Genomic DNA, 20,897 nt, shown 5'->3' with positions numbered 1-20,897 from the left:
CCCGCTGTCGCAGGAGAGGGAGACTGTCCCCTCCCCTGCGTCAGCGGGGGAGGGTTAGGGAGGGGGCTCGTCGCAGCAACGTCCCCCACCCTCCTCCAGATCCCGCAGGATCGGGCAATCCGGCCGCTCGTCGCCGTGGCAGGCGTGGGCCAGATGCGTCAGCGTGTCGCTCATCGCGCGCAGCTCGGCGATCTTGGCCTCCAGCTCCGCCACATGGTCGAGCGCCACGCGCTTCACCTCGGCGCTGGAGCGGCTGCGGTCCTGCCACAGCCCGACCAGGATCTGGATGCGCTCGATGCTGAAGCCCAGCGTCCGCGCCCGCTTGACGAAGCGCAGGACGTTGACGTCGCTCGGCGAATAGACGCGGTAGCCGGACGCCGTCCGCCCGGCCTCCGGGATCAGGCCGATGGATTCGTAGTAGCGGATCAGCTTGGCGTTGACGCCGGACGCCTTCGCCGCGTCCCCGATGGTCATGCCGCCCACGCTCATGGCTTCCACCCCCGCAGCGACAGGGCGTTCAGGACGACGCTGACCGAACTCAGCGCCATCGCCGCCCCGGCCAGCACCGGGCTGAGCAGGCCCGAGGCCGCCAGCGGGATGCCCACCAGATTGTAGATGAAGGCCCAGAACAGCCCCTGGCGGATCTTGGAGTAGGTGCGGCGCGACACGTCGATGGCGCCGGCGACCAGCGCCGGGTCGCCGCGCATCAGCGTCACCCCGGCGGTGTGCATCGCCACGTCGGTGCCGGTCGCCATCGCGATGCCGACATCGGCGGCGGCCAGCGCCGGGGCGTCGTTGATGCCGTCGCCGACCATGCCGACGACCTTGCCTTCCGCCTTCAGCGTCGCCACCACGTCGGCCTTGCCGTCCGGAAGCACCTCCGCGAAGACGCGGTCGATGCCCAGGTCGGCGGCCACCGCGCGGGCGGCCCCGGCGCCGTCGCCGGTGACCATCACCGTCTCCACCCCCTGCGCCTTCAGGGAGCGCACGGCGGCGCGGGCGCTTTCCTTCACCGTGTCGCCGAAGGCGACGAGGCCCAGCACGCGCCGCTCCGGCACCGTTTCGGCCAGCCAGGACACGGTGCGCCCGGCGGATTCCAGCGCCGCCGCCCGTGCCTCCAATGCCGCGTCGGACAGGCCACTTTCCGTGACCAGCCGCTTGCTGCCCAGCAGAAGGGCGCGGCCCTCCACCGTCGCCGACACGCCGCGCCCGGCCAGCGCCTTGAAGCCCTCCGGAGCCGTCGCCGACACGCCCTGTTCCGCCGCGCGGTCGCGGACGGCGCGGGCCAGCGGATGCTCGCTGCCGGATTGGAGCGCGGCGGCCAGCCGCAGCAACTCCGCGTCGTTGACGCCATCCGCCGGCACCAGATCGGTGACGCGGGGCTTGCCCTCGGTCAGCGTGCCGGTCTTGTCGAAGGCGACGGCGGTGATGGCGTGCGCGCGCTCCAGCGCCTCCGCGTCCTTGATGAGGATGCCGTGGCGGGCCGCCGCCCCGGTGCCGACCATGATCGCGGTCGGCGTGGCGAGGCCCAGCGCGCAGGGGCAGGCGATGACCAGGACCGACACCGCCGTGATGATCGCCGTCTCCGCGTTCCCCGTGCCGATCCACCAGCCGGCGAGCGTCACCGCGGCGATGCCCAGCACCACCGGCACGAAGACCGCCGCCACCCTGTCGACCAGCCGCTGGATCGGCGCCTTGGACGCCTGCGCGCCTTCGACCATGCGGACGATCTTGGCGAGCATCGTTTCGGCGCCCACCGCCACCGTCTCGACCAGCAGCAGCCCATCCACGTTGATGGAGCCGCCGGTGACGCGGGAGCCCGGCGTCTTCTCCACCGGCAGGCTTTCGCCGGTCAGCATGGATTCGTCGACGCTGCCCGCCCCCTCCGCCACGCGCCCGTCCACCGGGATGCGCTCGCCGGGGCGGACCGCCACGCGGTCGCCGACGCGCACCTGGGCGATGGGCAGGTCCACCTCCACGCCGTCACGGCGGACGCGGGCGGTGTCGGGGCGAAGCTGCATCAGGGCGCGGATCGCCGCCGCCGTCCGGCCCTTGGCGCGGGCCTCCAGCCACTTGCCGAGCAGCACGAAGGTGATGAGCACCGCCGACGCCTCGAAATAGAGGTGCGGCGTGTGGCCCGGATGCGCCGTCAGCATCATGTAGACGCTGAGCCCCCAGGCCGCGGAGGTGCCGAGCGCCACCAGCAGATCCATGTTGCCGGACCCGGCGCGCGCCGCCATGAAGCCCGCCCGGTAGAAGCGCCAGCCCAGCCAGAACTGCACCGGGGTCGCCAGCAGGAACTGCGCCCAGGGCGGCAGCATCAGCTTCAGCCCCAGCAGGTCCCCCACCATGCCGAGCACCAGCGGCGCCGACAGCGCGGCGGCGATCAGCACATGGTGGAGGTCCCGCCGGTTGCGGTCCCGCGCCGGGTCTTCCGCCGTCGCCGCGGATTCGGTGTCGGCGACGGGGGCGGCGGTGAAGCCGGTCATCTCCACCGCCTCGGCCAACCGTGCGGCGTCCACCGTCCCGGCGTAGGCGGTGACGTGCGCCCGCTCCGTCGCGAGGTTGACGGCAGCGGACTCCACCCCCGGCACGCGCAGCAGCGCCTTTTCGACGCGCGCGACGCAGGAGGCGCAGGTCATCCCGCCGACCGTCAGGTCAAAGTCCTGCCTCTGCGGTTCGAAACCGACATTTTCGATGGCCTCCGCCACCGCCCGCGGATCGGGATCGCCCGCAAAGGCGACCCGCGCCCGCTCGGTGGCGAGGTTGACCGACACGCCGGTGACGCCCGGCAGGCGCGACAGCGCCTTTTCCACGCGCCCCACGCAGGAGGCGCAGGTCATGCCGGAAATGCCGATGTCGAGGTCGGTGGTGGTGGCGGACATGATCGTCCTTTCTTCGTCGTCAACCGGCTTCCCCAGATAAGGCTTCCAATGATTGGAAGGTCAAGGGTCCCGTTGCACCAGCCTTGGCTGCCATCCCCTCTCCCGCCTTTCGCGCCCGCTTGCGGGCGCTGACAGCGTCAGGCGGCCTATGGCCGCTGAGAGCCCCGGGAGAGGGTGCCCGCGAAGCGGGCGGGTGAGGGGCGTTCGAGGATCGAGGCGCTGGCCCTGTGCCGATACCCTCACCCTTCCCACGCCTTCGGCGCGGGCCCCTTCCCTCTCCCGAGGCGGGAGAGGGAAATTGGAGTTTCCGTTAGGCGACCGGAAGCCCTTCGGCTTCGAAGCCGGCCTTGTCCAGGGCCGTCCGCAGGGCATCGGCGCTGGGCGCGCCGTCGACGCGGACATCCTTCGACTCCAGATCGATCTCCACACCCTCGACCCCGGCGACGGCGCCGAGCGCACGGCGGACAGACGCGGCGCAGCCGCCGCAGGTCATGCCGGGAACCTTGAACGCAACCATGACGAATTCCTTCCCAGGGAATGGCAACGGAATCAGCTTCCGCCTTCCAGCGATTGGAAGGTCAAGAGGAAAGTCGCCGTCCTGATCACGGCTTCGATCACGGCCACGGTCACCACCGTGGTACCGCCGGAACCAACCGCTCCGCTCGCGCATTCATGGGCCATGGACATCACCCGCCAGCGCAGCTTTCTCCATGACGAAGCTCAATTCGCCCGCGCTTTGGCCCGCGCGTCGGCGGGGGCGATCATTTTCGCCCTGCCGCTGCTGATGACCATGGAGATGTGGGAGCTGGGATTCTACATGGACCGCTTCCGGCTGGCCCTGTTCATCCTGGTGACCCTGCCGGTGCTGTTCGGCCTGTCCTACTTCGCCGGGTTCGAAGAGACCTTCTGCTGGCAGGACGACCTGATCGACGCGCTGTCGGCCTTCGCGGTCGGCTTCCTGATGTCGGCGGCGCTGCTGACCGTCTTCGCCATCGTGCGCCTGGACCAGCCGTTGCCGGAGATCATCGGCAAGATCGCTCTCCAGTCCGTGCCGGCCAGCATCGGCGCCATGCTGGCGCGCAAGCAGCTCGGCCAGCAGGACGACGCCGATAGGGAGCGGCGCATCCGCTCAAGCTATCCGGGGGAACTGTTCCTGATGGGGGCGGGAGCGCTGTTCGTCGGCTTCAACGTCGCCCCGACCGAGGAGATGATCCTGATCTCCTACAAGATGTCGCCCTGGCACGCGGTGGCCCTGGCGGTGCTGTCGCTGGGGCTGCTGCACATCTTCGTCTACACGGTCGGCTTCGCCGGGCAGGAGAGCGCTGGCGACGACGGATTCCTGTCCGTCTTCCTGCGCTTCTCGGTCGCCGGCTACGGCATCGCCCTGCTCATCAGCCTCTATCTTCTGTGGACCTTCGAGCGGATCGCCGGCCTGTCGATGATGGAGCTGGTGACCGCCACGGTGGTGCTGGGCTTCCCCAGCGCGCTGGGGGCCGCCACCGCCCGCCTGATCGTGTGACGGGAGGACCGCCGATGGCCGATATCCGGCAGAACGACATCGAGTCCAGGAGCGCCCCCCGGGACGAGGACGGCAGCGCGTCGGTGTCGCGGCTGGCCTGGGTCTCGTCGGGGCTGGGGTTGCTGCTGTTCCTGGGCTCGGTCGGGGTTCTGGGTTACGAGGGAGTCACCCGCGGCAGCGGCCCCCCGGTGATCACCGCCGTGGTGGAGGCGGTGGTTCCCGCCGGGCCACGCTGGCTCGCCCACATCCAGGTCACCAACGACGGCGGCAAGACCGGCGCGAAGGTCCAGGTGGAAGGGCAGTTGATGGCGGGAGACGAGGCGCTCGAAACCGCGACGGCGGAGTTCGACTATGTGCCCGCCGGCTCCGAACAGAAGGGCGGGCTGTTCTTCGACCGCGACCCAAGGGCGCACACGCTGCGCCTGCGCGTGCTCGGCTACGTGGAGCCCTGAACCAGGCGGACCCCGGCCTGTCGTCGGCTTGGCCCCGGCAACAGACGACACCGAGCCCGTGACGACCCGCCCGACCGGCGGCATTGCGGAGGCCCACCGCCCCGCAGGGGATGATGTGAAGGCATCCGACAATCCCTCTCCCGCCCCGGGAGAGGGAGGGACCCGCCGCGCAAGCGGCGGGAGGGTGAGGGTACGGCCGAGAATTAGTGCATCAATCCTCGCACGACCCTCACCCCGCCCTCCGGGCCACCCTCTCCCGAGACGGGAGAGGGGTTCATGCCTCAGGCCAGATCGAACAGCAGCACCTCGGCGCTGACCACGCCGTCCAGCGTCAGGGATTCCTCCTTGCTGATCGCGGCGCCGTCGCCTTCCTTCAGGATCTCACCGTTCAGCCGGACCTGACCGCGGGCAACCTGCACCCAGGCGTGGCGGCCCGGACGCAGTTCGTGGGTCACGCTGTCGCCCTCGTCCAGAAGCGTGGCGTAGAGGTCCACGTCCTGGTGGATGACCACGCTGCCGTCGCGCCCGTCCTGGGAGCCGACGAGGCGCAGGCGGCCCTGCTTCTCCTCCCGCTCGAAGGCCTTCTGCTCATAGCCGGGGACCATGCCCTCCTCGTTGGGCAGGATCCAGATCTGCAGGAAGTGCACCGGGTCCTTCTTGGACGCGTTGTACTCGCTGTGCCGGATGCCCGACCCGGCGCTCATCCGCTGCACGTCGCCGGGGCGGATGACCGAGCTGGTGCCCAGCGTGTCCTTGTGCTCCAGCGCGCCGTCCAGCACATAGGACACGATCTCCATGTCGGCGTGCCCGTGGGTGGGGAAGCCGGCGCCGGGGATCACCCGGTCGTCGTTGATGACGCGCAGCGCGCGGAAGCCCATGTGGGCCGGGTCGTAGTAGTGGCCGAACGAGAAGCTGTGCTTGCTGTTCAGCCAGCCCATGTTGACGGCGCCCCGTTCGTCGCGGTTGCGGATCGTGATCATCTCTGCTCCTCCTCGTCCTGTGCGAGGCCCTGTGGCCCCTCGTCTGGAGAGGAATGTGCTCCCGTTTCCGCAAAACAACAATTGCCGGAGTTGCGGCTTATCTGTTCCATGAGACGCAACAAACGGCTATGATGGCGGCTCCCCTCAACCAGCGTCGCCGACCGCCATCATGCCCGCCATCATACCCGACGTTTCGCCCCTCCTCCTTGCCATGGACCTGACCGGGATCTTCATCTTCGGGCTGACAGGAGGGACGCTGGCCGTGCGGCACCGTCTGGACATCTTCGGCGTGATGGTGCTGGCGCTGGTGACGGCGCTGGCCGGCGGCGTGCTGCGCGACCTGCTGATCGGGGCGATCCCGCCGGCCACCATGCAGGACGAACGCTACCTGATCACGGCGCTGGCCTCGGGCCTGTTCGCCTTCTTCTTTCACCCCTTCATCAACCGTCTGGTCAAGCCGGTGATGGTGCTGGACGCCGCCGGCCTCGGCATCTTCGCGGTGGCCGGCTGCGGCAAGGCGCTGGCCTATGGGCTGGGTCCGCTGCCCGCGGTCCTGCTCGGCGTGCTGACCGCCTGCGGCGGCGGGCTGGTGCGCGACGTGCTGGTGGCCGAGGTGCCGCGGGTGCTGCGCGAGGAGATCTACGCGGTGGCCGCCCTGCTGGGTGCGGCGATCGTCATCGCCGGTGCCATGCTGGACCTGCCGAAGGCGCCGGTCGCCATCGCCGGGGCGGCGGCGGCCTTCCTGCTGCGGGTGGTCAGCGTGCTGCGCGGCTGGAGCGCGCCGCGCGCCCCCGGTTCCTGACATGTGCGGTGAACAACCAAAGGCTTCGGCTGTTGGAATGGGCATGAGCGACACCGTGACCGACAACCCGGCCATGAGCCGGTTCGAACTGGACGTGAACGGCCAGACGGTCTTCGCGACCTACCGCCGCCGCGGCACCATCCTGCACATCCCGTATGTGGAGGCGCCGCCGTCCCTGCGCGGCACCGGGGCGGCCGGGCGGCTGCTGGAGGGGGTGATGGCCATCGCCCGCGCCGAGGGGCTGACCATCGTCCCGATCTGCGGCTACGCCGCCAACTGGATGCACCGCCACCGCGAGCATCACGACCTGCTGGCGCGGTAGGTCTCAGGACGGTCCCTGCGGCCGTTGCCCGTCGGTCGCCGCGAAGACCTCCTTGGCCGCGAACAGCCCGTTGAGAGCGGCCGGGAACCCCGCATAAACCGCCATCTGGATCAGAACCTCGACGATCTCGTCGCGGGTCAGCCCGACGTTCAACCCGGCCTCGATGTGCACCTTGAGCTGGGGTGCCGCGTTGCCCATGGCGGCGAGCGCCGCGATGGTGGCGATCTCGCGGGACCGAAGATCGAGGCCGGGCCGCGAATAGATGTCGCCAAAAGGAAATTCAAACAGATAGGTCGCGAAGTCCGGCGCGATGTCGGCAAGCGCCGCCACCACCTTGTGCCCGGCCTCCCCGTCGATCTCGGCAAGCGCCCGTTGCCCGCGCTCAAGCCGGCTTTCTTCGACCCCGGATGCGATGTTGTTCAGGTGCGTCATCGTCAATCTTCCTCTGTTCCGTTTCGACGTAGCCGTCGATCTTGGTATCGAGGACGAGAAGGCAGGCGTTCAGCTCATCGACTTGGGCACGCACACGCTCGCGGTGCTGCTCCAGCAAGGCCCGCCGTTCCGCTTCGGTGCCGGCGCCCGCCTCGCGAAGCGCGGCGTAGCGGAGCATGTCGCGGATCGGCATCCCGGTCGTCTTCAGCCGGCCGAGAAACTCGATCCAGGTCAGGATCGAGGCGTCGTAATCGCGGTGGCGGGACTGGTTCCGGTCGGCGTAGGGCAGCAGCCCGATCCGCTCATAATATCGGATGGTGTGGGCCGTCAGTCCCGAGCGTTTCGCGAGGTCCCCGATCTTCATGCGCGTCTGCTTCTCATCACGATGCACAGGACGCTACGGGTTCGAGCGCGCTCTAAGTCAAGAGGGATTCGGTCACCGCGACCGCCAAGGCTCACAGGCCGAGATAGGCCTGCTTCACCGCGGGATCGGCTAGCAATTCCTCGCCCGTGCCGGCCAGAACGACGCGCCCGTTCTCCAGCACATAGGCGCGCTGCGCCAGCTTCAGCGAGGCGGCGACGTTCTGCTCCACCAGGATGATCGTCATGCCTTCGGCGGCCAGCGCGCGGATGGTGCGGAACAACTCCTGCACCATGGTCGGGGAGAGGCCGAGCGACGGCTCGTCGAACATGATCAGGTCGGGCTTGCCCATCAGGCAGCGCCCGATGGCCAGCATCTGCTGCTCGCCGCCCGACAGGGTGCCGGCGGCCTGCTCCAGACGCTCCTTGAGGCGGGGGAAGAGGGCCAGCACGCGCTCGAACGTGTCCTTCGCCCCGGCGCGGGCGCGCGGGATGACGGCGCCCATCTCCAGATTCTCGCGGATGCTGAGCGTCGGGAAGATCTGCCGCCCCTCTGCCACCTGCCCGATGCCGAGGTCGCAGACGACGTGGCTGGGCAGGCCGGCGATGTCCTTGCCGCGGAAGCGGATGGTGCCGCGGGCCGGCTTCAGGATGCCGGAGATGGTGCGGATCAGCGAGGTCTTGCCCGCCCCGTTGGCGCCGACGATGGCGGTCGTCGTGCCCTCCGCCACCGCGATGGACACGCCGTCGAGCGCCTGGGCGTCGCCGTAGAAGAGGTCGAGGTCGGATACGGTCAGCATGCGGGGTCTTGCGTCGTGGCGGCCTTGGGAGAAGGGCCGCCACCTTAGCGCAGGCACCGCCGGAACCGAACGGCTTTTGCTTCAGCCCGCCCTTACTTCAGGAAGAAGAGGACGCTCATCGCCAAGCCCACGGCGATGATGCCCGCGCGCAGGATGCGCGAGGGGATCTTGCGCCCGACCCGCGCCCCGGCATAGCCGCCGGCCACCGCCGCCACGGTCATCAGCGCGGCGTGGGACCACTCCACCGCCCCGCCGACCGCGTAGGCGGCGACCGCGATGGCGGTCAGCACGGCGGAGAACAGGTTCTTCAGCGCGTTCATGGCGTTCAGGTTGGTCATCCCGAACAGGCTCAGCTGCGCCAGCAGCAGGATGCCGAGGCCGCCGTTGAAATAGCCGCCATAGACCGACACCGCGAACAGCGTGGCGAGCATCGCCCCCGTCCCGTGCAGCCCCACCGCCCGCAGCCGGGCTGCCAGCATGCCGCCGAAGGCGAACAGCGCGGTGGCGACCAGCAGCAGCCAGGGCACGATGCTGCGGAACACCGAATCCGGGGTCACCAGCAGCAACGCCGCCCCGATCAGCCCGCCGGTCAGGCTGACCACCGACAGCGTGACCAGCCCGACCCCGCCCACCGGCTCCAGGTCGTGGCGGTAGCCGTAGACGCCGCTGGCGTAGCCGGGCAGCAGCGCCACCGTGCCGGTGGCGTTCGCCGCCACGGGCGGCACCCCGGCGTAGATCAGCGCGGGAAGGGTCAGGAAACTGCCGCCGCCGGCGACCGCGTTCATCGCCCCGGCCAGGAAGGCCGCGGCGAGCAGAAGAAGGGATATCGTCACCATCGTTCGGGTCGTTGTCTTTTCTTGTTGTTTTTCATCCCTCTCCCGGGACGGGAGAGGGGTTTGGGAAGCCTATCCCCTCCCCCTCAACTCGCGGCGGATGATCTTACCGGTGGTGGTCATCGGCAGGCTGTCCACGAACTCCACGGCGCGCGGGTATTCGTGGGCAGCCAGCCGCGTCTTCACATGGGCCTGGATCTCCGCGGCCAACGCGTCGCTGGGGCGCACGCCATCCTGGAGGACGATGAAGGCCTTGACGATCTCGGTGCGCAGGGGGTCGGGCACACCGACCACGGCGGCCATGCGGACGGCGGGGTGGCCGATCAGGCAATCCTCGATCTCGCCGGGGCCGATGCGGTAGCCGGCCGACGTGATCACGTCGTCGTCCCGCCCGACGAAGCGGATGTAGCCGTCCGCGTCCAACTCGCCCTGGTCGCCGGTGACCAGCCAGTCGCCGATGAACTTCGCCGCCGTGGCCTCCGGGTTGTTCCAGTATTGCAGGAACATCACCGGGTCCGGGCGGTGCACGGCGATCAGGCCGATCTCACCGGGAGGAAGGCGCTTGCCGTCCCCGTCGATCACCGCCACGTCGTGGCCGGGCGCCGGACGGCCCATGACGCCAGGCTTGGGCGGCATGACCGTGGCGCAGGAGGACACGATCATGTTGCACTCGGTCTGGCCGTAGAACTCGTTGATGGTCAGCCCGAAGGTCTGACGGCCCCAATCGAGAAGCTCCGCCCCCAAGGTCTCGCCGCCGCTGGCGACGGAGCGCATGCTGTAAGTCCAGCGCGTCTGCGGGTCCTTCACCGCGCGCATCATCTTCAGCGCGGTCGGCGGCAGGAAGGCGTTGCGCACCTGGAAATCGGCGATCAGGCGGAAGGCCTCTTCCGCGTCGAACTTCTCGAAGCGGTGGGAGACCACGGTCACGCCATGGTGCCAGGCGGGCATCAGCACGTCGAGCAGGCCGCCGATCCACGCCCAGTCCGCCGGGGTCCAGATGCGGTCGCCCGGCTGCGGGAACAGGTCGTGGGAAATCTCCACCCCCGGCAGATGGCCGAGCAGCACCCGGTGTGCGTGCAGCGCGCCCTTGGGCTGGCCGGTGGTGCCGGAGGTGTAGATGATGACCGCCGGATCGTCCGCCGCCGTGTCCACCGGCGTGAAGTCCTCCGATGCGGCCTCGACCAGCGCGTGCCAGTCCAGCTCGCCCTCCCCGGCCTCGTCGATGCGCAGGACGAGTTTCAGTTCGGGCAGGCGGTCGCGGATCTGGGCGATCTTGGCCGCGCCCACGGCGTCGGTGACCACCGCCCGCGCCCCGCAGTTGCCGAGGCGGTATTCCAGCGCCTCCACCCCGAACAGCGAGAAGAGGGGGACGGCGACGCCGCCCATCTTGTAGACGGCGACGTGGCTGACCGCCGTCTCCGGCGCCTGGGGCAGCAGGATGCCCACCCGGTCGCCGCGCGCCACCCCATGGGCGGCCAGCACGTTGGCGAGGCGGTTCGACAGGCGGCGGATGTCGGCGAAGCTGTAGGTCTCCACCGCGCCGTCGCGGCGCTTGTGGATCAGGGCGGTGCGGTCCGGATCGCGCTCCGCCCACGTGTCGCAGACGTCCACGCCGATGTTGTAACGCTCCGGCACCGACCAGACGAAACGGTCGCGTAGGCCCTCGTAGCTGTCCGCTTCCGGCAGCATGCTTTTCCTCCCGACAGGTTCTTGCCGGCCGCTTGACCGCGGCCATTTGGTTTCATCATACGGGCAACGGCGGCGTTCCGTCACGCGGACGGAATAGTTTGCGGGGCTGCCATGTTTACGGGGGCAGGTTCCGTTCCGTGGGGTTCGAGATGAAGGCCAAGGGGATTGTTGCGGTTGTGTTGTCCGTGGGCCTGCTGGCCGGCTGCGCCAGCCCCTATGGCTATGGGTATGGCGGCGGGTATGGTGGCGGCGGGTACGGAGCCAATTACGGCGGCGGCTACGCTCCCGGCTATGGCAACAAGGCGACGGCGGGAACGCTGCTCGGCGGCGTGGCCGGCGGCCTCGCCGGGTCGCGCTTCGGCGGCGGCACGGGAAAGCTGGTGGCGGTCGGCATCGGCACGCTGCTCGGCGCCGCGCTCGGCAACGCCGCCGGCCAGTCGATGGACCGCGCCGACCTGATGTACGCGCAGCAGGCGGCGGGACAGGCCTACATGGCGCCCACCGGCGCGACCGTGCAGTGGAACAACCCGCAGACCGGCAACTGGGGCACCTACACCCCGACCCGCGACGGCACCGGCCCCTATGGCGAGCTGTGCCGGGAGTTCCAGACCAGCATCGTGGTCGGCGGGCAGCTCCAGCAGGGCTATGGCACCGCCTGCCGCCAAGCGGACGGAAGCTGGCGCATGGTGAGCTGACGCGCGCTCTTCAGCCATGCGGTGAAATGCTCTACACAAGCGAGCATGGCGACGATCAAGGACGTGCTGGCCGCGGCGCTGGCCCATCATCAGGCCGGACGGCTGGCGCAGGCCGCCGCCGGCTATCAGGCCGTCCTCGACACGCTGCCCGACCATCCCGACGCGCTGCATCTGCTGGGCGTCGTCTATCTCCAGGCCGGACACCCGGCGGAGGCTGAGCCGCGGATTCGCGCCGCCATCCGCGCCGACGCGACCGTCGCCGACTATCACGACAATCTGGGCAGCGCGCTGCGCGCCCTGGACCGCGCGGCGGAGGCGGCCGACGCCCACCGCGCGGCGATCCGCCTGCGCCCGGCCTTCGCGCAGGCCCATTACAACCTCGGCAACGCGCTGGACCGGCTGGGCCGGCTGGAGGAGGCAGTGGACGCCTACCGGCAGGCCGCCGCGCTGCGCCCCGGCTACGCGCGGGCGCGCTTCAACCTCGGCAACACGCTGACGGCGCTCGGCCGGCTGGGCGAGGCGGACGACGCCTTCCGCGCCGCGCTGGCCGACGATCCCGGATTCGGGGAGGCGCACGCTAACCGCGCCTCGCTGATGTTGCAACGCGGCCGGGCGGCGGAGGCGGAACGGGCCTTGCGCCGGGCGTTGGCCTTGCGCCCCGACCACGCCACGGCGCTCGCCAACCTGTCGGCCGCCTTGCTGGCCCTCGACGCTCCCATGGATGCCGAGCGGGCGGCCCGCCGCGCCGAATCCGTGCGCCCGGACTTTGCGGAGGCGGCGCTGCGCCGGGGCGACGCCTTGCAGAAGCGCAACCGTCTGGCCGAGGCCGCTCGTGCCTACGCCCGGGCCGCCGCCCTGTGTCCCGATCTGGCGGAGGCTTACGCGAACCTCGCGCTGGTGCGCCAGACGCAGGGCGACCTGGACGCCGCTGAGGCCGGCTACCGCCGCGCGCTGGCGCTGCGGCCCGATCTCGCGGAGGTGCGCTCCAACCTCGCCTATCTGGAGCTGTTCCGGCCCGGCGTGACGCTGGCCCGCGTGCTGGAGGCGCACCGCGGCTGGGACGCCGTGCACGGCGCGCCGTTGCGCGCCGAATGGGCGCCGCGCACTCCGGCGGTTCGGGACGACTCCCGTCCGCTGCGCGTCGGCATCCTGTCCGGCGACTTCCGCCGCCACCCGGCGGGGCAGTTCGCGGTGCGGGCGGTGGAGGCGCTGCCGGACTTCGGCGTCGAATTGACCCTCTACGCCAACCAGTTGGAGTCGGACGACCTGACCGACCGCTTCCGCGCCGCGGCGGCGCGCTGGGTGCCGGTCGCCGACCAGACCGACGCTGAACTCGCAACGCTGATCCGCGACGACCGGCTGGACGCGCTGATCGACCTCGCCGGGCACAACGCCCGCGGACGGCTGGGGGTCTTCGCCCGCAAGCCGGCGCCGCTGCAGGTGGCGTGGTCGGGCTACATGGCGACCACCGGGCTCGCCGCCATGGACGCGCTGGTCGCCGACGCCCACCATGTGCCGGAGGGGGCGGAGCGCTTTTACAGCGAACGCATCCTGCGCATGCCCGGCGCCTTCATCGCCTACGACCCGCCGCCGGACGCGCCGGAGCCCGGCCCGCCGCCCTGCCTGACCGGCCAGCCCGTCACCTTCGGCGTCTTCAACATCCTGACCAAGCTGACCGACGAGGTCCTCGCCACCTGGGCTGCCCTGCTCGCCCGGGTGCCCGAGTCGCGCCTGCTGCTGAAGACCAAGGCGCTGTCCTGCCCGGAAACCGCCGCCCGGTGGCGCGGGCGGCTGGCCGCGGCGGGCGTCGCGCCGGAGCGGCTGATCCTGGCCGGGGCGACCACCAGCCGGGAGCATATGGGCTGGTGCGCCCGCGTCGACGTGGCGCTGGACCCCTTCCCCTTCGCCGGCAGCACGACGACGCTGGAGACGCTGTGGATGGGCGTGCCGGTCGTCACCTTGCCGGGCGAGACCTTCTCCAGCCGCCATTCCCTGGCGTTCCTGAGCGTGGCGGGGGTGGAGGGCTGCGTCGCCCGGGACCCGGCTCATTATGTGGACCTCGCCGCCGGCTGGGCCGCCGACCCGGCGCGGCTGGCGGACCTGCGCCGCACCCTGCGCCCACGTTTGGCGGCCGGACCGCTCTGCGACGGGCGGCGCCTCGCCGAAGCCCTGGCAAAGGCGCTGCGGGACCTGTCGCAACGCACCTAGCCTTTCCGGATAGGACACCACCAACTCCTAAATTAGGGGTTGTTTGGTCTCCGAATTTTCGTCACATGTTGTATATCAGATTCATCAAGGGTCGTGACGCCCAGGGGGTCCTGGATGCTGAACCTTTCGGCTGTCCGCACGGCCATCGAGGACGTGGAACAAGCCATCGCCGCCGTGCTGGCACCGGAAGCGCTGACCGCCAAGACGGTGGCCGCCAACCGGCGGGCGCTGGCCCGGCTCTACACCGCCTATGCCCAGGGAATGCTGAAGCGGCACGGCATCGCCGTGGATCTCGACGACATTTGCGGGCAATGCTGCCGCAACTGCCCGGACGGACGCTGCGCCCGGCTTCCCTGCTGACTCACTTCTCCCCGATGAAGCGGACCCAGGGGAAGTCCAACACGTCGAACCAGCGCACCCGCAACCCGTCCTCCCGCCCCTCCCCTTCCCGTCGTCTCAGAGCGTCGAGCACCGCGAAGGGCGCCGCCTGATCAAGCATCCAGAACCCGCGCCCGTCGCGCAGGAAGGCCCCGATGTAGGCGGCGGTCAGCGCCAGGAAGGCCCGGCCGAGCGGGGTCGGCTGGAATCCGGCGAAGCAGACGGTGATTTCCCGCGTCGGTCCACGCCAGCGGGCGTCACGCAGCAGCCCGACGTCGCTCCCCTCCAACAGCGCCGCCAGCCCATCGAGCCCCCCGGCCATCTCCCCGGCCAGCGTGCAGTCGGCGTCCACATGCAGCAGGGGCCGCCCCCAGCGCATCATCAACTGATGCCAGCGCAGGAAGCGGATGCAGGCGTAGTAGGTGGTGCGCCGGTGGTCGTCCCAGTCCGTGAAATCCACCTCCTCCCGGCTGGTGCCCAGCGGCAGGCGCTCCCTCCGCCGCGCGAGGTCGGCCAGGGTGTCCGGCGAGGGGTTTACGACATGCACATGGACCACCACGCCGCCGCCCGTCGCCTCCACCGAATCGAGCAGGCCGGTGGCGAAGCGCCGGTAATAGCCGTCGTCGCAGGACACCGCCAGCAACGGGCCGCGGCCCGCCGGCGGCTCGGCCAGAACCTCCAGCGGCGGAAAGGCGTCCAGCAGCGAGGCGGCGTCGGGCAGCCCGTCGAGCGCCCGAGCCCCGGCGCGCACCATCGACCACAGGCCCAACTCGAAATCCGCCGCGACCTCCGCCGCGGTGAAGCGCCGGGAGACGCGCCGCATGAAGCGGCTGGCGAGATCGGTCCGCCCCCGCCGGTAGAAGCGGTAGGCGACCACCGCCGCCGCCCGCGCGTCGCGTGGGTTGCGGCGCAGGACCGTCAGGGCGGTGGCGGCGGCGCGCTCCAGCAGCCATACCGGCGCCTGCCCGGCCTGGACAAGCGAAAGCGCCGTCCCGAGCAGCGCGTCCGCCGCCGCCCCGTGCCGCGGGTCGGCGGCGAGCGCGTGGGTGAGGGCGAGGCCCGCGCGCTCCACCCGCGCCGGGTCGAGGCGCCGGGCGTGCGAGACGGGGCGGTCCAGCCCAGCCTCGGCGAGCGCGCTCACCGCGGCGTTGTGCAGCGCGTCGGGATGGGCGGGCGCCAGGGCCACCGCCTGCCGGCGCAGCCGCGCCGCGTCCTCCGCCCGGCCCAGCGCCGCCAGGGCGTTGGCGCGGTTGATGCGCGCCTCCGCGAAGTCGGGCCGCCCGGCCAGCGCCTGGGCGAAGGCCGCAGCAGCCCCCGCCGCGTCCCCGCGCTCCGCCCGCAACGAGCCCAGTGTGAAGGCGGCTTGGACATCCGCCGGGTCGAGCGCCACCGTTCGGGCGAAGGCGTGCTCCGCCGCGTCGGGCTGCCCCGCCGCGCGCAGGGTCCGCGCCAGATTGCCGAGGAAATCCGCGTCGCCGGGCAGCAGGGCCACGGCGCGGCGCAACAGCGGCAGCGCCGCGCCCGGCCGGCCGCTCTGGCTTTCCAGGACGCCCAGCAGGTGAAGTGCGTCGGGATGGCCCGGCTGGCTGCGCAGGATGCTATGATAGAGCGGCCGGGCCGCGTCCAGCCGGCCCGCCTGATGGTGGCCGACCGCGGCGGCCAGGGCATCCCGAAGTGTCACCATGCCGCCTGTCTACACGCGCCGCCGCGCCGGAGTCCATGCGGTGCCGCAATCGGGGGCGCCGTCTGTTGCGAAGGAGAGACCATGGCCGATCGGCCGCTCGTCAGCGTCATCACGCCAAGCTGGGGACGGGAAGCCTTCCTGCCGCTGTGCCACGCCCGTGTGCTGTCGCAGACCGTCCCCGACATCGAATGGCTGGTGTTCGACGACAGCCCGCGCCCATCCGCCTACCTCCAGCCGCTCGCCGGCCCGCGGCTGAAGTATTTCTACGCGCCGCGCCGCTACGCCATCGGGGAGAAGCGCAACATCCTGGCCGAGCACGCGCGCGGCGCGATCATCGTCCATTTCGACGACGACGACTTCTACGCCTCCACCTATGTGGAGCGGCTGCTCGGCTGGCTGGAGGCGGGGCACGACGCGGTGAGTTTGTCGGGCTGGTTCCTGCACAGCGCGGTGCACGGGACCTTCGGCTATTGGGACACGGCGCGCGGTGGCTCCCATCACCGCTGGGGCCGCACGGCGCGGTCCTATGTGGAGGCGCCGGAGACTCCGCCCTCCGACGACAATCTGCTGGGCTACGGCTTCTCCTACGCCTACCGGCGGTCGGTGTGGGAGGCGGTGCGCTTCCCGCCGGTCAACGCCTGCGAGGACGCGCCCTTCATGAAGGCGGCGCGGGAGCGCTTCCGCGTCGCCGCCTTTCCGGACGCCGAGGGGCTGTGCCTGCACACCCTGCACGCCCGCAGCACCAGCCTGTGCCTGCCCCAATACGAATTGCCGCCCCTGCTGCTGGAGCGCCTGTTCGGACCGGAGATCGCAGCCTACACGGGGAGCGGCGTGGGTCAGACCTGAACGTCGAGATACATGCCGCGGCGGTAATTGCGCGGCAGCGTCAGGATGCCGTTGACCAGAAGGCTGGCCAGTTCGCGGACGCTGGGGATGCGCTGGCGCCCGCCGCCGACCTGCTCCGCCCGGTTGCGGACGCCGACCGCGCCCGGCGACGCGACTCGCCCGCCCCCGACCTCGGAGCGGATCGGTTCGTTGGAGCGGTCACCGGTGCGTCGCGTTTCAACCATGCCCGTTATGTACCGCAACCAGCACCCCACCGGCAAGGCGGAGGCGGTTCCGTCCAACCGTTGTCGCGCGCGGAAGCGAGGAAGCGCGGCGGCATTGATAGCCCTCTCCAGCCCCGGAGAGGGAAGGAACCCGCGCGAAACGTGGGAAGGGTGAGCGTGCTGCCAAGGATCGGTGGTTTGACCCTCGCACGACCCTCACCCGGCCGCTTTGCGGCCACCCTCTCCCGGGACGGGAGAGGGAACTGACCTCAACCGCCCCATCGCTTGACAAACTGTTATATCAGCGGTAACCGATACGTCTCTAAACCTTACGGTTTGGATGGGTATAGGTGGTTCGGGGCGTCGGAGGGAAGTCCATAACAATAAGCGCCCCGACCCGCCTTTCCTCAGCCAGCGCCGCCGCTGCCGCTCAGCGCAACCACGCGGTCAGCGCCGTCAGCGCGCTCAGCACCAGCACGTAGAGCGCCAGATCGAACAGCGGCGGGTGCCAGACCCAGCCGTAGAAGCCCACCGCCCGCAGGCCGCGCCGCAGCAGGCCCGAGATGAACCACGCGGCGATCGCCAGGATCAGCAGTGGCGGGATGAACAGCCCGTAGATGTCGATTTCGCCGATCATGCGGTCACCGGTTCGCGAAGCGATTCGCTGGAGGATTCAGGCGCGGCGAAGGTCAGATGCGGGAACAGGGCGCGGCGCAGGCCGGCCAGCGCGATCACCGCCCGGTCGCGCTCCGCCGACCGCGGCTCGGCCGACAGGTTGGACAGGGCGGCGTCCATCATCGGCAGGACCTCCGCCGGGGGGGTGCCGAGGCGGCGGCTGGACAGGCCGCGGAAATGCTGCCCCACCGCCCCCAGGAGCCGCGCCACATGGGGCGCCGCCGGGCCGCCCAGCGCACGGCGGGCGCGCTGCAGCTCCGCGAGGTTCAGCCCGACGCGCAGGTCGTTCACCGCGTCCGCGGCGGCGAGGTCCTGCTGCGGACCGGCCAGCGCCAGACGGGAGGAGAGCAGCCCGACGCGGTCGAGCATCCGGTTCTCGAAGCTGCCCACCGGAATGCCGGAGCGGGCGGCGGTCATCGCCGCGATCTCCCGCCAGCCGGCGCGGAGCAGGCGGCGGGCGCTCCACGCCGCGCCGACCGAGCGGCAGAGTTGGGTGACCAGAAGCGCCGTGGTGATTCCGACCACCTGGGCCACGTTGCTGTTCAGGAAGGACGCGAAGTCCCCCGACCCGAGGTCGAGCAGGCTGAGCGAGCCGACCACCCCCATCAGCAGGGCCATCGCCTTGCCCATGGTCGCCGGGCGGGCGATGAAGACCCCCAGCGTCAGGAAGGTCGGGGCGAGGCCCAGCACCAGCATGGGGAAGCTGTCGAAGGACGGCAGCACCACCAGCAGGTAGAAGGCGGCCAGCGGCACCGACAGCAGGGTGAAGACCAGGAACAGCCGGATGCCCGGCGCCGGATCGTCCAGCGAAGCGAAGAAGCAGCAGAAGACCGCCGTCATCATCGCCGCCGTCGATCCCGACGACCAGCCGGTGCCGATCCAGAAGGCGCAGACCACCGCGATCCCGAGCAGCGCCGCGAAGCCCGACCACAGCGCCATGCCGGCGTCGAGATGGAAGACGTCGCGCGAGCGGCGGCGGGTCAGCGGATCGAGACGCTCCGGCAGGCTGCCCTTGCCGTCGCGGATGTGCGCCCGCAGATCGCGGCAATCCTGGTGGATGTCCACCAGCGAGCGCAGCCGGGTCAGCAGGTTGAGAAGGGTCGCCTCCTTCCAGCCGGTGCCCTCGCCGATGGCCGGGGACAGCCGGGCGATCTCGGCGCGCAGGAGGTCGGCGCCGCCCTCCTCATCGTCACCGCCGGCTGATTCGCTGGCCACCCAGCGGTCGAGATCGGCCAGCAGGGCGGAGACCTCGGCGGGCAGTTGGCCGCGCAGGGCGTCCAGCCGGTCCTCGATGCCCGCGGTCAGCGGCAGCAGATAGGCCATGCGGTCCTGCATCGCCCGCACCGCCCGCGTCATCCAGCGCACCTCCGACGTGTCGTAGGGCAGATGGGTCGCCATGACGCGCAGTTCGGTGATGTCGCGGGCCAGCTTCTGGCGCTCCTGCGCGTTGGCCGCGCCCTCCGGCGCCGTCTCGCGCGACAGGGCTTCCCGGGTCCAGCGCTCCGCGTCGCGCAGCGTGGCGTCCAGCCGGCCGAGCAGCGCCGGCCCGACGCTCTGCGGGAAGACCACGCTGTGCACCACGGTGGCGCAGAGGATGCCGATCAGAATCTCCTCGACGCGGGCCAGACCGGTGTCGAAGATGGTCGACGGGTCGGTCACCGCGGGAAAGCCGATCAGGCCGATGGTGTAGCCGGCCAGCATGAACAGATAGCTGCGCGGCGTGCGGTCGAGCAGCGAGATGAACAGGCAGACCGCGACCCACAGCCCCAGCGCCAAAGTCAGCAGCTCCGGCGAATCAGCCAAAGCCGGCACCAGGGCGATGGCCCCGGCGCAGCCCAGCGCCGTCCCGACGACGCGGAAGACCGCTTTCGAGCGCACGGCGCCCGAAAGCGGGCCGGAGACGATGTAGGCGGTCGCCATCGCCCAGAAGGGCCGCGGCAGTCCCATGGAAAAGGCGATGTAGAGCGCCGCCATGGCCGCCGCGAAGGCCTTGACCGAGAACAGCGCCTCGTTGAGTGAGAGCAGTTTCAGCGAGACCAGTTTCAGGACGGGCGTCTTCATTGCCCGGCCACCCGCTCGGCGGGCGCCTCCTGCTCCGCCCCCCGCACCACCTCGACGGTGACGGTGCGCCCGGCGACGAGGTCGCGCGGGTCGGGGACCTGCTCCAGCGCGACGCGCACGGGGATGCGCTGGGCCAGACGGACCCAGTTGAAGGTGGGGTTGACGTTGGGCAGCAGGCCGGTGCCTTCGGTACGGTCGCGGTCGACGATGGCGTGGGTCACGCTGTCCACCCGGCCGGCCAGCCGCTCCGGCTCGCCCATGATGGTGACGCGGACCGGGTCGCCGACGCGGATGCGCGGCAGCTTGGTCTCTTCGAAATAGCCGACGACGTAGAAGGAATGGCGGTCGATCACCGCGACCACCGGCTGGCCCGCCGTCACGTAGTTGCCGGCCTTGAGCTGGAGGTTGGTGACGAAGCCGTCCACCGTCGCCCGCACCTCCGTCCGCTCCAGGTTGAAGCGGGCGAGGTCGAGCGCCGCCTCCATCTGGCGGGCGGCGGCGGCGGCCTTGGCCTGGGCGGAGGCGACCTCCTGCCGCTGGGCGGTGGAGACGACGTTGTTGCCGAGCTGCGCGTAACGGTCGGCCTCGGCCTTGCGGAAGGACAGCTCGGCGCGGGCGCTTTCCAGGTTGGCGTCGGCCTGATCGACGGCGAGGCGGTAGCGGCTGGGATCGACGACGAACAGGACGTCGCCCTTGCGAACCGCCTGGTTGTCGATGACCCGCACCTCGGTCACCAGACCGGCGACGTCGGAGGACACCTGCACCACGTCGGCCCGCACCCGCCCGTCGCGGGTCCAGGGCTCGTTCATGTAGTAGTCCCACAGCCACCAGCCGCCGCCGCCGGCGCCGAGCGTGACGACCAGCGTGACCGTGATCCGAATGAGGAGGGAGAAGAGTTTCACCGTGGTTCGTCCTTGCGCTCGACCGGCGCGGCCGGGAGCGATGTTTGCGAATCCAACCCTCTCCCGCCTCTCGCGCCCGCTTGCGGGCGCTGACGGCGTCAGGCGGCCTATGGCCGCCGAGAGCCCCGGGAGAGGGTACCCGCGAAGCGGGCGGGTGAGGGTCGCACGAGG

The 20,897-nt window shown here is 70.8% G+C and carries 22 protein-coding genes; 8 read left to right on the top strand and 14 right to left on the bottom strand.

All coding sequences use genetic code 11. The features are described 5' to 3' along the window. Window positions 1-54: 54 nt before the first annotated feature. The 3 genes from cueR to ACWPN5_RS17265 all read right to left on the bottom strand — a co-directional run bounded on the left by cueR (window position 55) and on the right by ACWPN5_RS17265 (window position 3,402). Window positions 55-489 (bottom strand): Cu(I)-responsive transcriptional regulator, encoded by a 435-nt coding sequence (gene cueR, locus ACWPN5_RS17275; protein ID WP_492296497.1) that lies wholly within the window; start codon window positions 487-489, stop codon window positions 55-57. Then, window positions 486-2,885: a heavy metal translocating P-type ATPase gene (locus ACWPN5_RS17270; RefSeq protein WP_492296496.1), complete on the bottom strand. Its 2,400-nt coding sequence runs from the start codon at window positions 2,883-2,885 to the stop codon at window positions 486-488. Before ACWPN5_RS17270 ends, cueR begins: the two co-directional genes overlap by 4 nt. 310 nt (window positions 2,886-3,195) lie before the next feature. Further along, a complete protein-coding gene (locus ACWPN5_RS17265) occupies window positions 3,196-3,402 on the bottom strand; it encodes a heavy-metal-associated domain-containing protein (RefSeq protein WP_145689954.1) in 207 nt (68 codons plus the stop codon). Between the two features lie 162 nt (window positions 3,403-3,564). Between ACWPN5_RS17265 and ACWPN5_RS17260 the strand changes: the two genes are divergently transcribed. Both ACWPN5_RS17260 and ACWPN5_RS17255 read left to right on the top strand, forming a co-directional pair. Next, window positions 3,565-4,404 (top strand): TIGR02587 family membrane protein, encoded by an 840-nt coding sequence (locus tag ACWPN5_RS17260; protein ID WP_014198258.1) that lies wholly within the window; start codon window positions 3,565-3,567, stop codon window positions 4,402-4,404. Between the two features lie 14 nt (window positions 4,405-4,418). Then, window positions 4,419-4,856, top strand: coding sequence for a hypothetical protein (locus ACWPN5_RS17255; protein WP_145689953.1), 438 nt, complete (start codon window positions 4,419-4,421; stop codon window positions 4,854-4,856). A gap of 281 nt (window positions 4,857-5,137) precedes the next feature. Here ACWPN5_RS17255 and ACWPN5_RS17250 read toward each other — a convergent pair whose 3' ends face one another. After that, window positions 5,138-5,836 (bottom strand): pirin family protein, encoded by a 699-nt coding sequence (locus tag ACWPN5_RS17250; protein WP_040134497.1) that lies wholly within the window; start codon window positions 5,834-5,836, stop codon window positions 5,138-5,140. Between the two features lie 169 nt (window positions 5,837-6,005). Here ACWPN5_RS17250 and ACWPN5_RS17245 point away from each other — a divergent pair, with 169 nt between their 5' ends. Both ACWPN5_RS17245 and ACWPN5_RS17240 read left to right on the top strand, forming a co-directional pair. After that, window positions 6,006-6,638: a trimeric intracellular cation channel family protein gene (locus ACWPN5_RS17245; protein WP_035678407.1), complete on the top strand. Its 633-nt coding sequence runs from the start codon at window positions 6,006-6,008 to the stop codon at window positions 6,636-6,638. A gap of 43 nt (window positions 6,639-6,681) precedes the next feature. Continuing rightward, window positions 6,682-6,960 (top strand): GNAT family N-acetyltransferase, encoded by a 279-nt coding sequence (locus tag ACWPN5_RS17240; RefSeq protein WP_035678432.1) that lies wholly within the window; start codon window positions 6,682-6,684, stop codon window positions 6,958-6,960. Window positions 6,961-6,963: 3 nt separating this feature from the next. On the opposite strand, the gene ACWPN5_RS17235 is transcribed toward ACWPN5_RS17240, so the two are convergent. The 5 genes from ACWPN5_RS17235 to ACWPN5_RS17215 form a co-directional block, all read right to left on the bottom strand. Continuing rightward, window positions 6,964-7,392, bottom strand: coding sequence for a carboxymuconolactone decarboxylase family protein (locus ACWPN5_RS17235; RefSeq protein ID WP_492296493.1), 429 nt, complete (start codon window positions 7,390-7,392; stop codon window positions 6,964-6,966). Further along, window positions 7,343-7,756: a MerR family transcriptional regulator gene (locus ACWPN5_RS17230; protein ID WP_145689949.1), complete on the bottom strand. Its 414-nt coding sequence runs from the start codon at window positions 7,754-7,756 to the stop codon at window positions 7,343-7,345. The genes ACWPN5_RS17235 and ACWPN5_RS17230 overlap by 50 nt, the downstream gene beginning before the upstream one ends. Window positions 7,757-7,847: 91 nt before the next feature. Then, entirely contained in the window at window positions 7,848-8,552 is a 705-nt protein-coding gene (locus ACWPN5_RS17225) for an ABC transporter ATP-binding protein (RefSeq protein ID WP_492296491.1), read from the bottom strand. Between the two features lie 92 nt (window positions 8,553-8,644). Beyond that, window positions 8,645-9,388 (bottom strand): sulfite exporter TauE/SafE family protein, encoded by a 744-nt coding sequence (locus tag ACWPN5_RS17220; protein WP_492296490.1) that lies wholly within the window; start codon window positions 9,386-9,388, stop codon window positions 8,645-8,647. Window positions 9,389-9,457: 69 nt separating this feature from the next. Further along, window positions 9,458-11,074, bottom strand: a complete 1,617-nt coding sequence (locus ACWPN5_RS17215; protein WP_492296488.1) for an acyl-CoA synthetase — start codon at window positions 11,072-11,074, stop codon at window positions 9,458-9,460. A 176-nt stretch (window positions 11,075-11,250) separates the two neighbouring features. Here ACWPN5_RS17215 and ACWPN5_RS17210 point away from each other — a divergent pair, with 176 nt between their 5' ends. The 3 genes from ACWPN5_RS17210 to ACWPN5_RS17200 all read left to right on the top strand — a co-directional run bounded on the left by ACWPN5_RS17210 (window position 11,251) and on the right by ACWPN5_RS17200 (window position 14,337). Continuing rightward, window positions 11,251-11,769, top strand: coding sequence for an RT0821/Lpp0805 family surface protein (locus tag ACWPN5_RS17210; RefSeq protein WP_492296486.1), 519 nt, complete (start codon window positions 11,251-11,253; stop codon window positions 11,767-11,769). 45 nt (window positions 11,770-11,814) lie between these two features. Then, entirely contained in the window at window positions 11,815-13,977 is a 2,163-nt protein-coding gene (locus ACWPN5_RS17205) for an O-linked N-acetylglucosamine transferase family protein (protein ID WP_492296484.1), read from the top strand. Window positions 13,978-14,091: 114 nt separating this feature from the next. Further along, window positions 14,092-14,337 (top strand): hypothetical protein, encoded by a 246-nt coding sequence (locus ACWPN5_RS17200; RefSeq protein ID WP_145679279.1) that lies wholly within the window; start codon window positions 14,092-14,094, stop codon window positions 14,335-14,337. Window position 14,338: 1 nt separating this feature from the next. Here ACWPN5_RS17200 and ACWPN5_RS17195 read toward each other — a convergent pair whose 3' ends face one another. Continuing rightward, window positions 14,339-16,039 carry a tetratricopeptide repeat protein gene (locus tag ACWPN5_RS17195; protein WP_492296482.1) on the bottom strand — a complete coding sequence of 567 codons (1,701 nt, stop codon included), beginning with the start codon at window positions 16,037-16,039 and terminating at the stop codon, window positions 14,339-14,341. A gap of 81 nt (window positions 16,040-16,120) precedes the next feature. Here ACWPN5_RS17195 and ACWPN5_RS17190 point away from each other — a divergent pair, with 81 nt between their 5' ends. Next, window positions 16,121-16,885 (top strand): glycosyltransferase family 2 protein, encoded by a 765-nt coding sequence (locus tag ACWPN5_RS17190; protein ID WP_492296480.1) that lies wholly within the window; start codon window positions 16,121-16,123, stop codon window positions 16,883-16,885. On the opposite strand, the gene ACWPN5_RS17185 is transcribed toward ACWPN5_RS17190, so the two are convergent. The 4 genes from ACWPN5_RS17185 to ACWPN5_RS17170 form a co-directional block, all read right to left on the bottom strand. Further along, entirely contained in the window at window positions 16,876-17,109 is a 234-nt protein-coding gene (locus ACWPN5_RS17185; protein WP_035678364.1) for a hypothetical protein, read from the bottom strand. The genes ACWPN5_RS17190 and ACWPN5_RS17185 overlap by 10 nt on opposite strands. Window positions 17,110-17,518: 409 nt before the next feature. Next, complete coding sequence (locus ACWPN5_RS17180; protein ID WP_492296478.1) at window positions 17,519-17,725, bottom strand: DUF1656 domain-containing protein; 207 nt, start codon at window positions 17,723-17,725, stop codon at window positions 17,519-17,521. Continuing rightward, window positions 17,722-19,824, bottom strand: a complete 2,103-nt coding sequence (locus tag ACWPN5_RS17175) for an FUSC family protein (protein ID WP_492296476.1) — start codon at window positions 19,822-19,824, stop codon at window positions 17,722-17,724. Before ACWPN5_RS17175 ends, ACWPN5_RS17180 begins: the two co-directional genes overlap by 4 nt. Next, window positions 19,821-20,726 carry an efflux RND transporter periplasmic adaptor subunit gene (locus ACWPN5_RS17170; protein ID WP_492296474.1) on the bottom strand — a complete coding sequence of 302 codons (906 nt, stop codon included), beginning with the start codon at window positions 20,724-20,726 and terminating at the stop codon, window positions 19,821-19,823. The genes ACWPN5_RS17175 and ACWPN5_RS17170 overlap by 4 nt, the downstream gene beginning before the upstream one ends. Window positions 20,727-20,897 lie beyond the last annotated feature (171 nt).

It is taken from the genome of Azospirillum sp. UENF 211521 (assembly GCF_058780535.1).
Note: the sequence above shows the minus strand (reverse complement) of the source record. Positions and strands in the feature narration are given on the sequence as shown.

Excerpts from the sequence above, each read along its gene's own strand:
- ACWPN5_RS17260 (WP_014198258.1), top strand. The coding sequence starts at position 3,565 with ATGGACATCACCCGCCAGCGCAGCTTTCTCCATGACGAAGCTCAATTC.
- ACWPN5_RS17195 (WP_492296482.1), bottom strand. The coding sequence starts at position 16,039 with ATGGTGACACTTCGGGATGCCCTGGCCGCCGCGGTCGGCCACCATCAG.
- ACWPN5_RS17200 (WP_145679279.1), top strand. The coding sequence starts at position 14,092 with ATGCTGAACCTTTCGGCTGTCCGCACGGCCATCGAGGACGTGGAACAA.
- ACWPN5_RS17240 (WP_035678432.1), top strand. The coding sequence starts at position 6,682 with ATGAGCGACACCGTGACCGACAACCCGGCCATGAGCCGGTTCGAACTG.
- ACWPN5_RS17190 (WP_492296480.1), top strand. The coding sequence starts at position 16,121 with ATGGCCGATCGGCCGCTCGTCAGCGTCATCACGCCAAGCTGGGGACGG.
- ACWPN5_RS17230 (WP_145689949.1), bottom strand. The coding sequence starts at position 7,756 with ATGAAGATCGGGGACCTCGCGAAACGCTCGGGACTGACGGCCCACACC.
- ACWPN5_RS17220 (WP_492296490.1), bottom strand. The coding sequence starts at position 9,388 with ATGGTGACGATATCCCTTCTTCTGCTCGCCGCGGCCTTCCTGGCCGGG.
- ACWPN5_RS17250 (WP_040134497.1), bottom strand. The coding sequence starts at position 5,836 with ATGATCACGATCCGCAACCGCGACGAACGGGGCGCCGTCAACATGGGC.
- ACWPN5_RS17175 (WP_492296476.1), bottom strand. The coding sequence starts at position 19,824 with ATGAAGACGCCCGTCCTGAAACTGGTCTCGCTGAAACTGCTCTCACTC.
- ACWPN5_RS17235 (WP_492296493.1), bottom strand. The coding sequence starts at position 7,392 with ATGACGCACCTGAACAACATCGCATCCGGGGTCGAAGAAAGCCGGCTT.
- ACWPN5_RS17245 (WP_035678407.1), top strand. The coding sequence starts at position 6,006 with ATGCCCGCCATCATACCCGACGTTTCGCCCCTCCTCCTTGCCATGGAC.
- ACWPN5_RS17255 (WP_145689953.1), top strand. The coding sequence starts at position 4,419 with ATGGCCGATATCCGGCAGAACGACATCGAGTCCAGGAGCGCCCCCCGG.
- ACWPN5_RS17205 (WP_492296484.1), top strand. The coding sequence starts at position 11,815 with ATGGCGACGATCAAGGACGTGCTGGCCGCGGCGCTGGCCCATCATCAG.
- ACWPN5_RS17215 (WP_492296488.1), bottom strand. The coding sequence starts at position 11,074 with ATGCTGCCGGAAGCGGACAGCTACGAGGGCCTACGCGACCGTTTCGTC.
- ACWPN5_RS17265 (WP_145689954.1), bottom strand. The coding sequence starts at position 3,402 with ATGGTTGCGTTCAAGGTTCCCGGCATGACCTGCGGCGGCTGCGCCGCG.
- ACWPN5_RS17180 (WP_492296478.1), bottom strand. The coding sequence starts at position 17,725 with ATGATCGGCGAAATCGACATCTACGGGCTGTTCATCCCGCCACTGCTG.
- cueR (WP_492296497.1), bottom strand. The coding sequence starts at position 489 with ATGAGCGTGGGCGGCATGACCATCGGGGACGCGGCGAAGGCGTCCGGC.
- ACWPN5_RS17185 (WP_035678364.1), bottom strand. The coding sequence starts at position 17,109 with ATGGTTGAAACGCGACGCACCGGTGACCGCTCCAACGAACCGATCCGC.
- ACWPN5_RS17225 (WP_492296491.1), bottom strand. The coding sequence starts at position 8,552 with ATGCTGACCGTATCCGACCTCGACCTCTTCTACGGCGACGCCCAGGCG.
- ACWPN5_RS17270 (WP_492296496.1), bottom strand. The coding sequence starts at position 2,885 with ATGTCCGCCACCACCACCGACCTCGACATCGGCATTTCCGGCATGACC.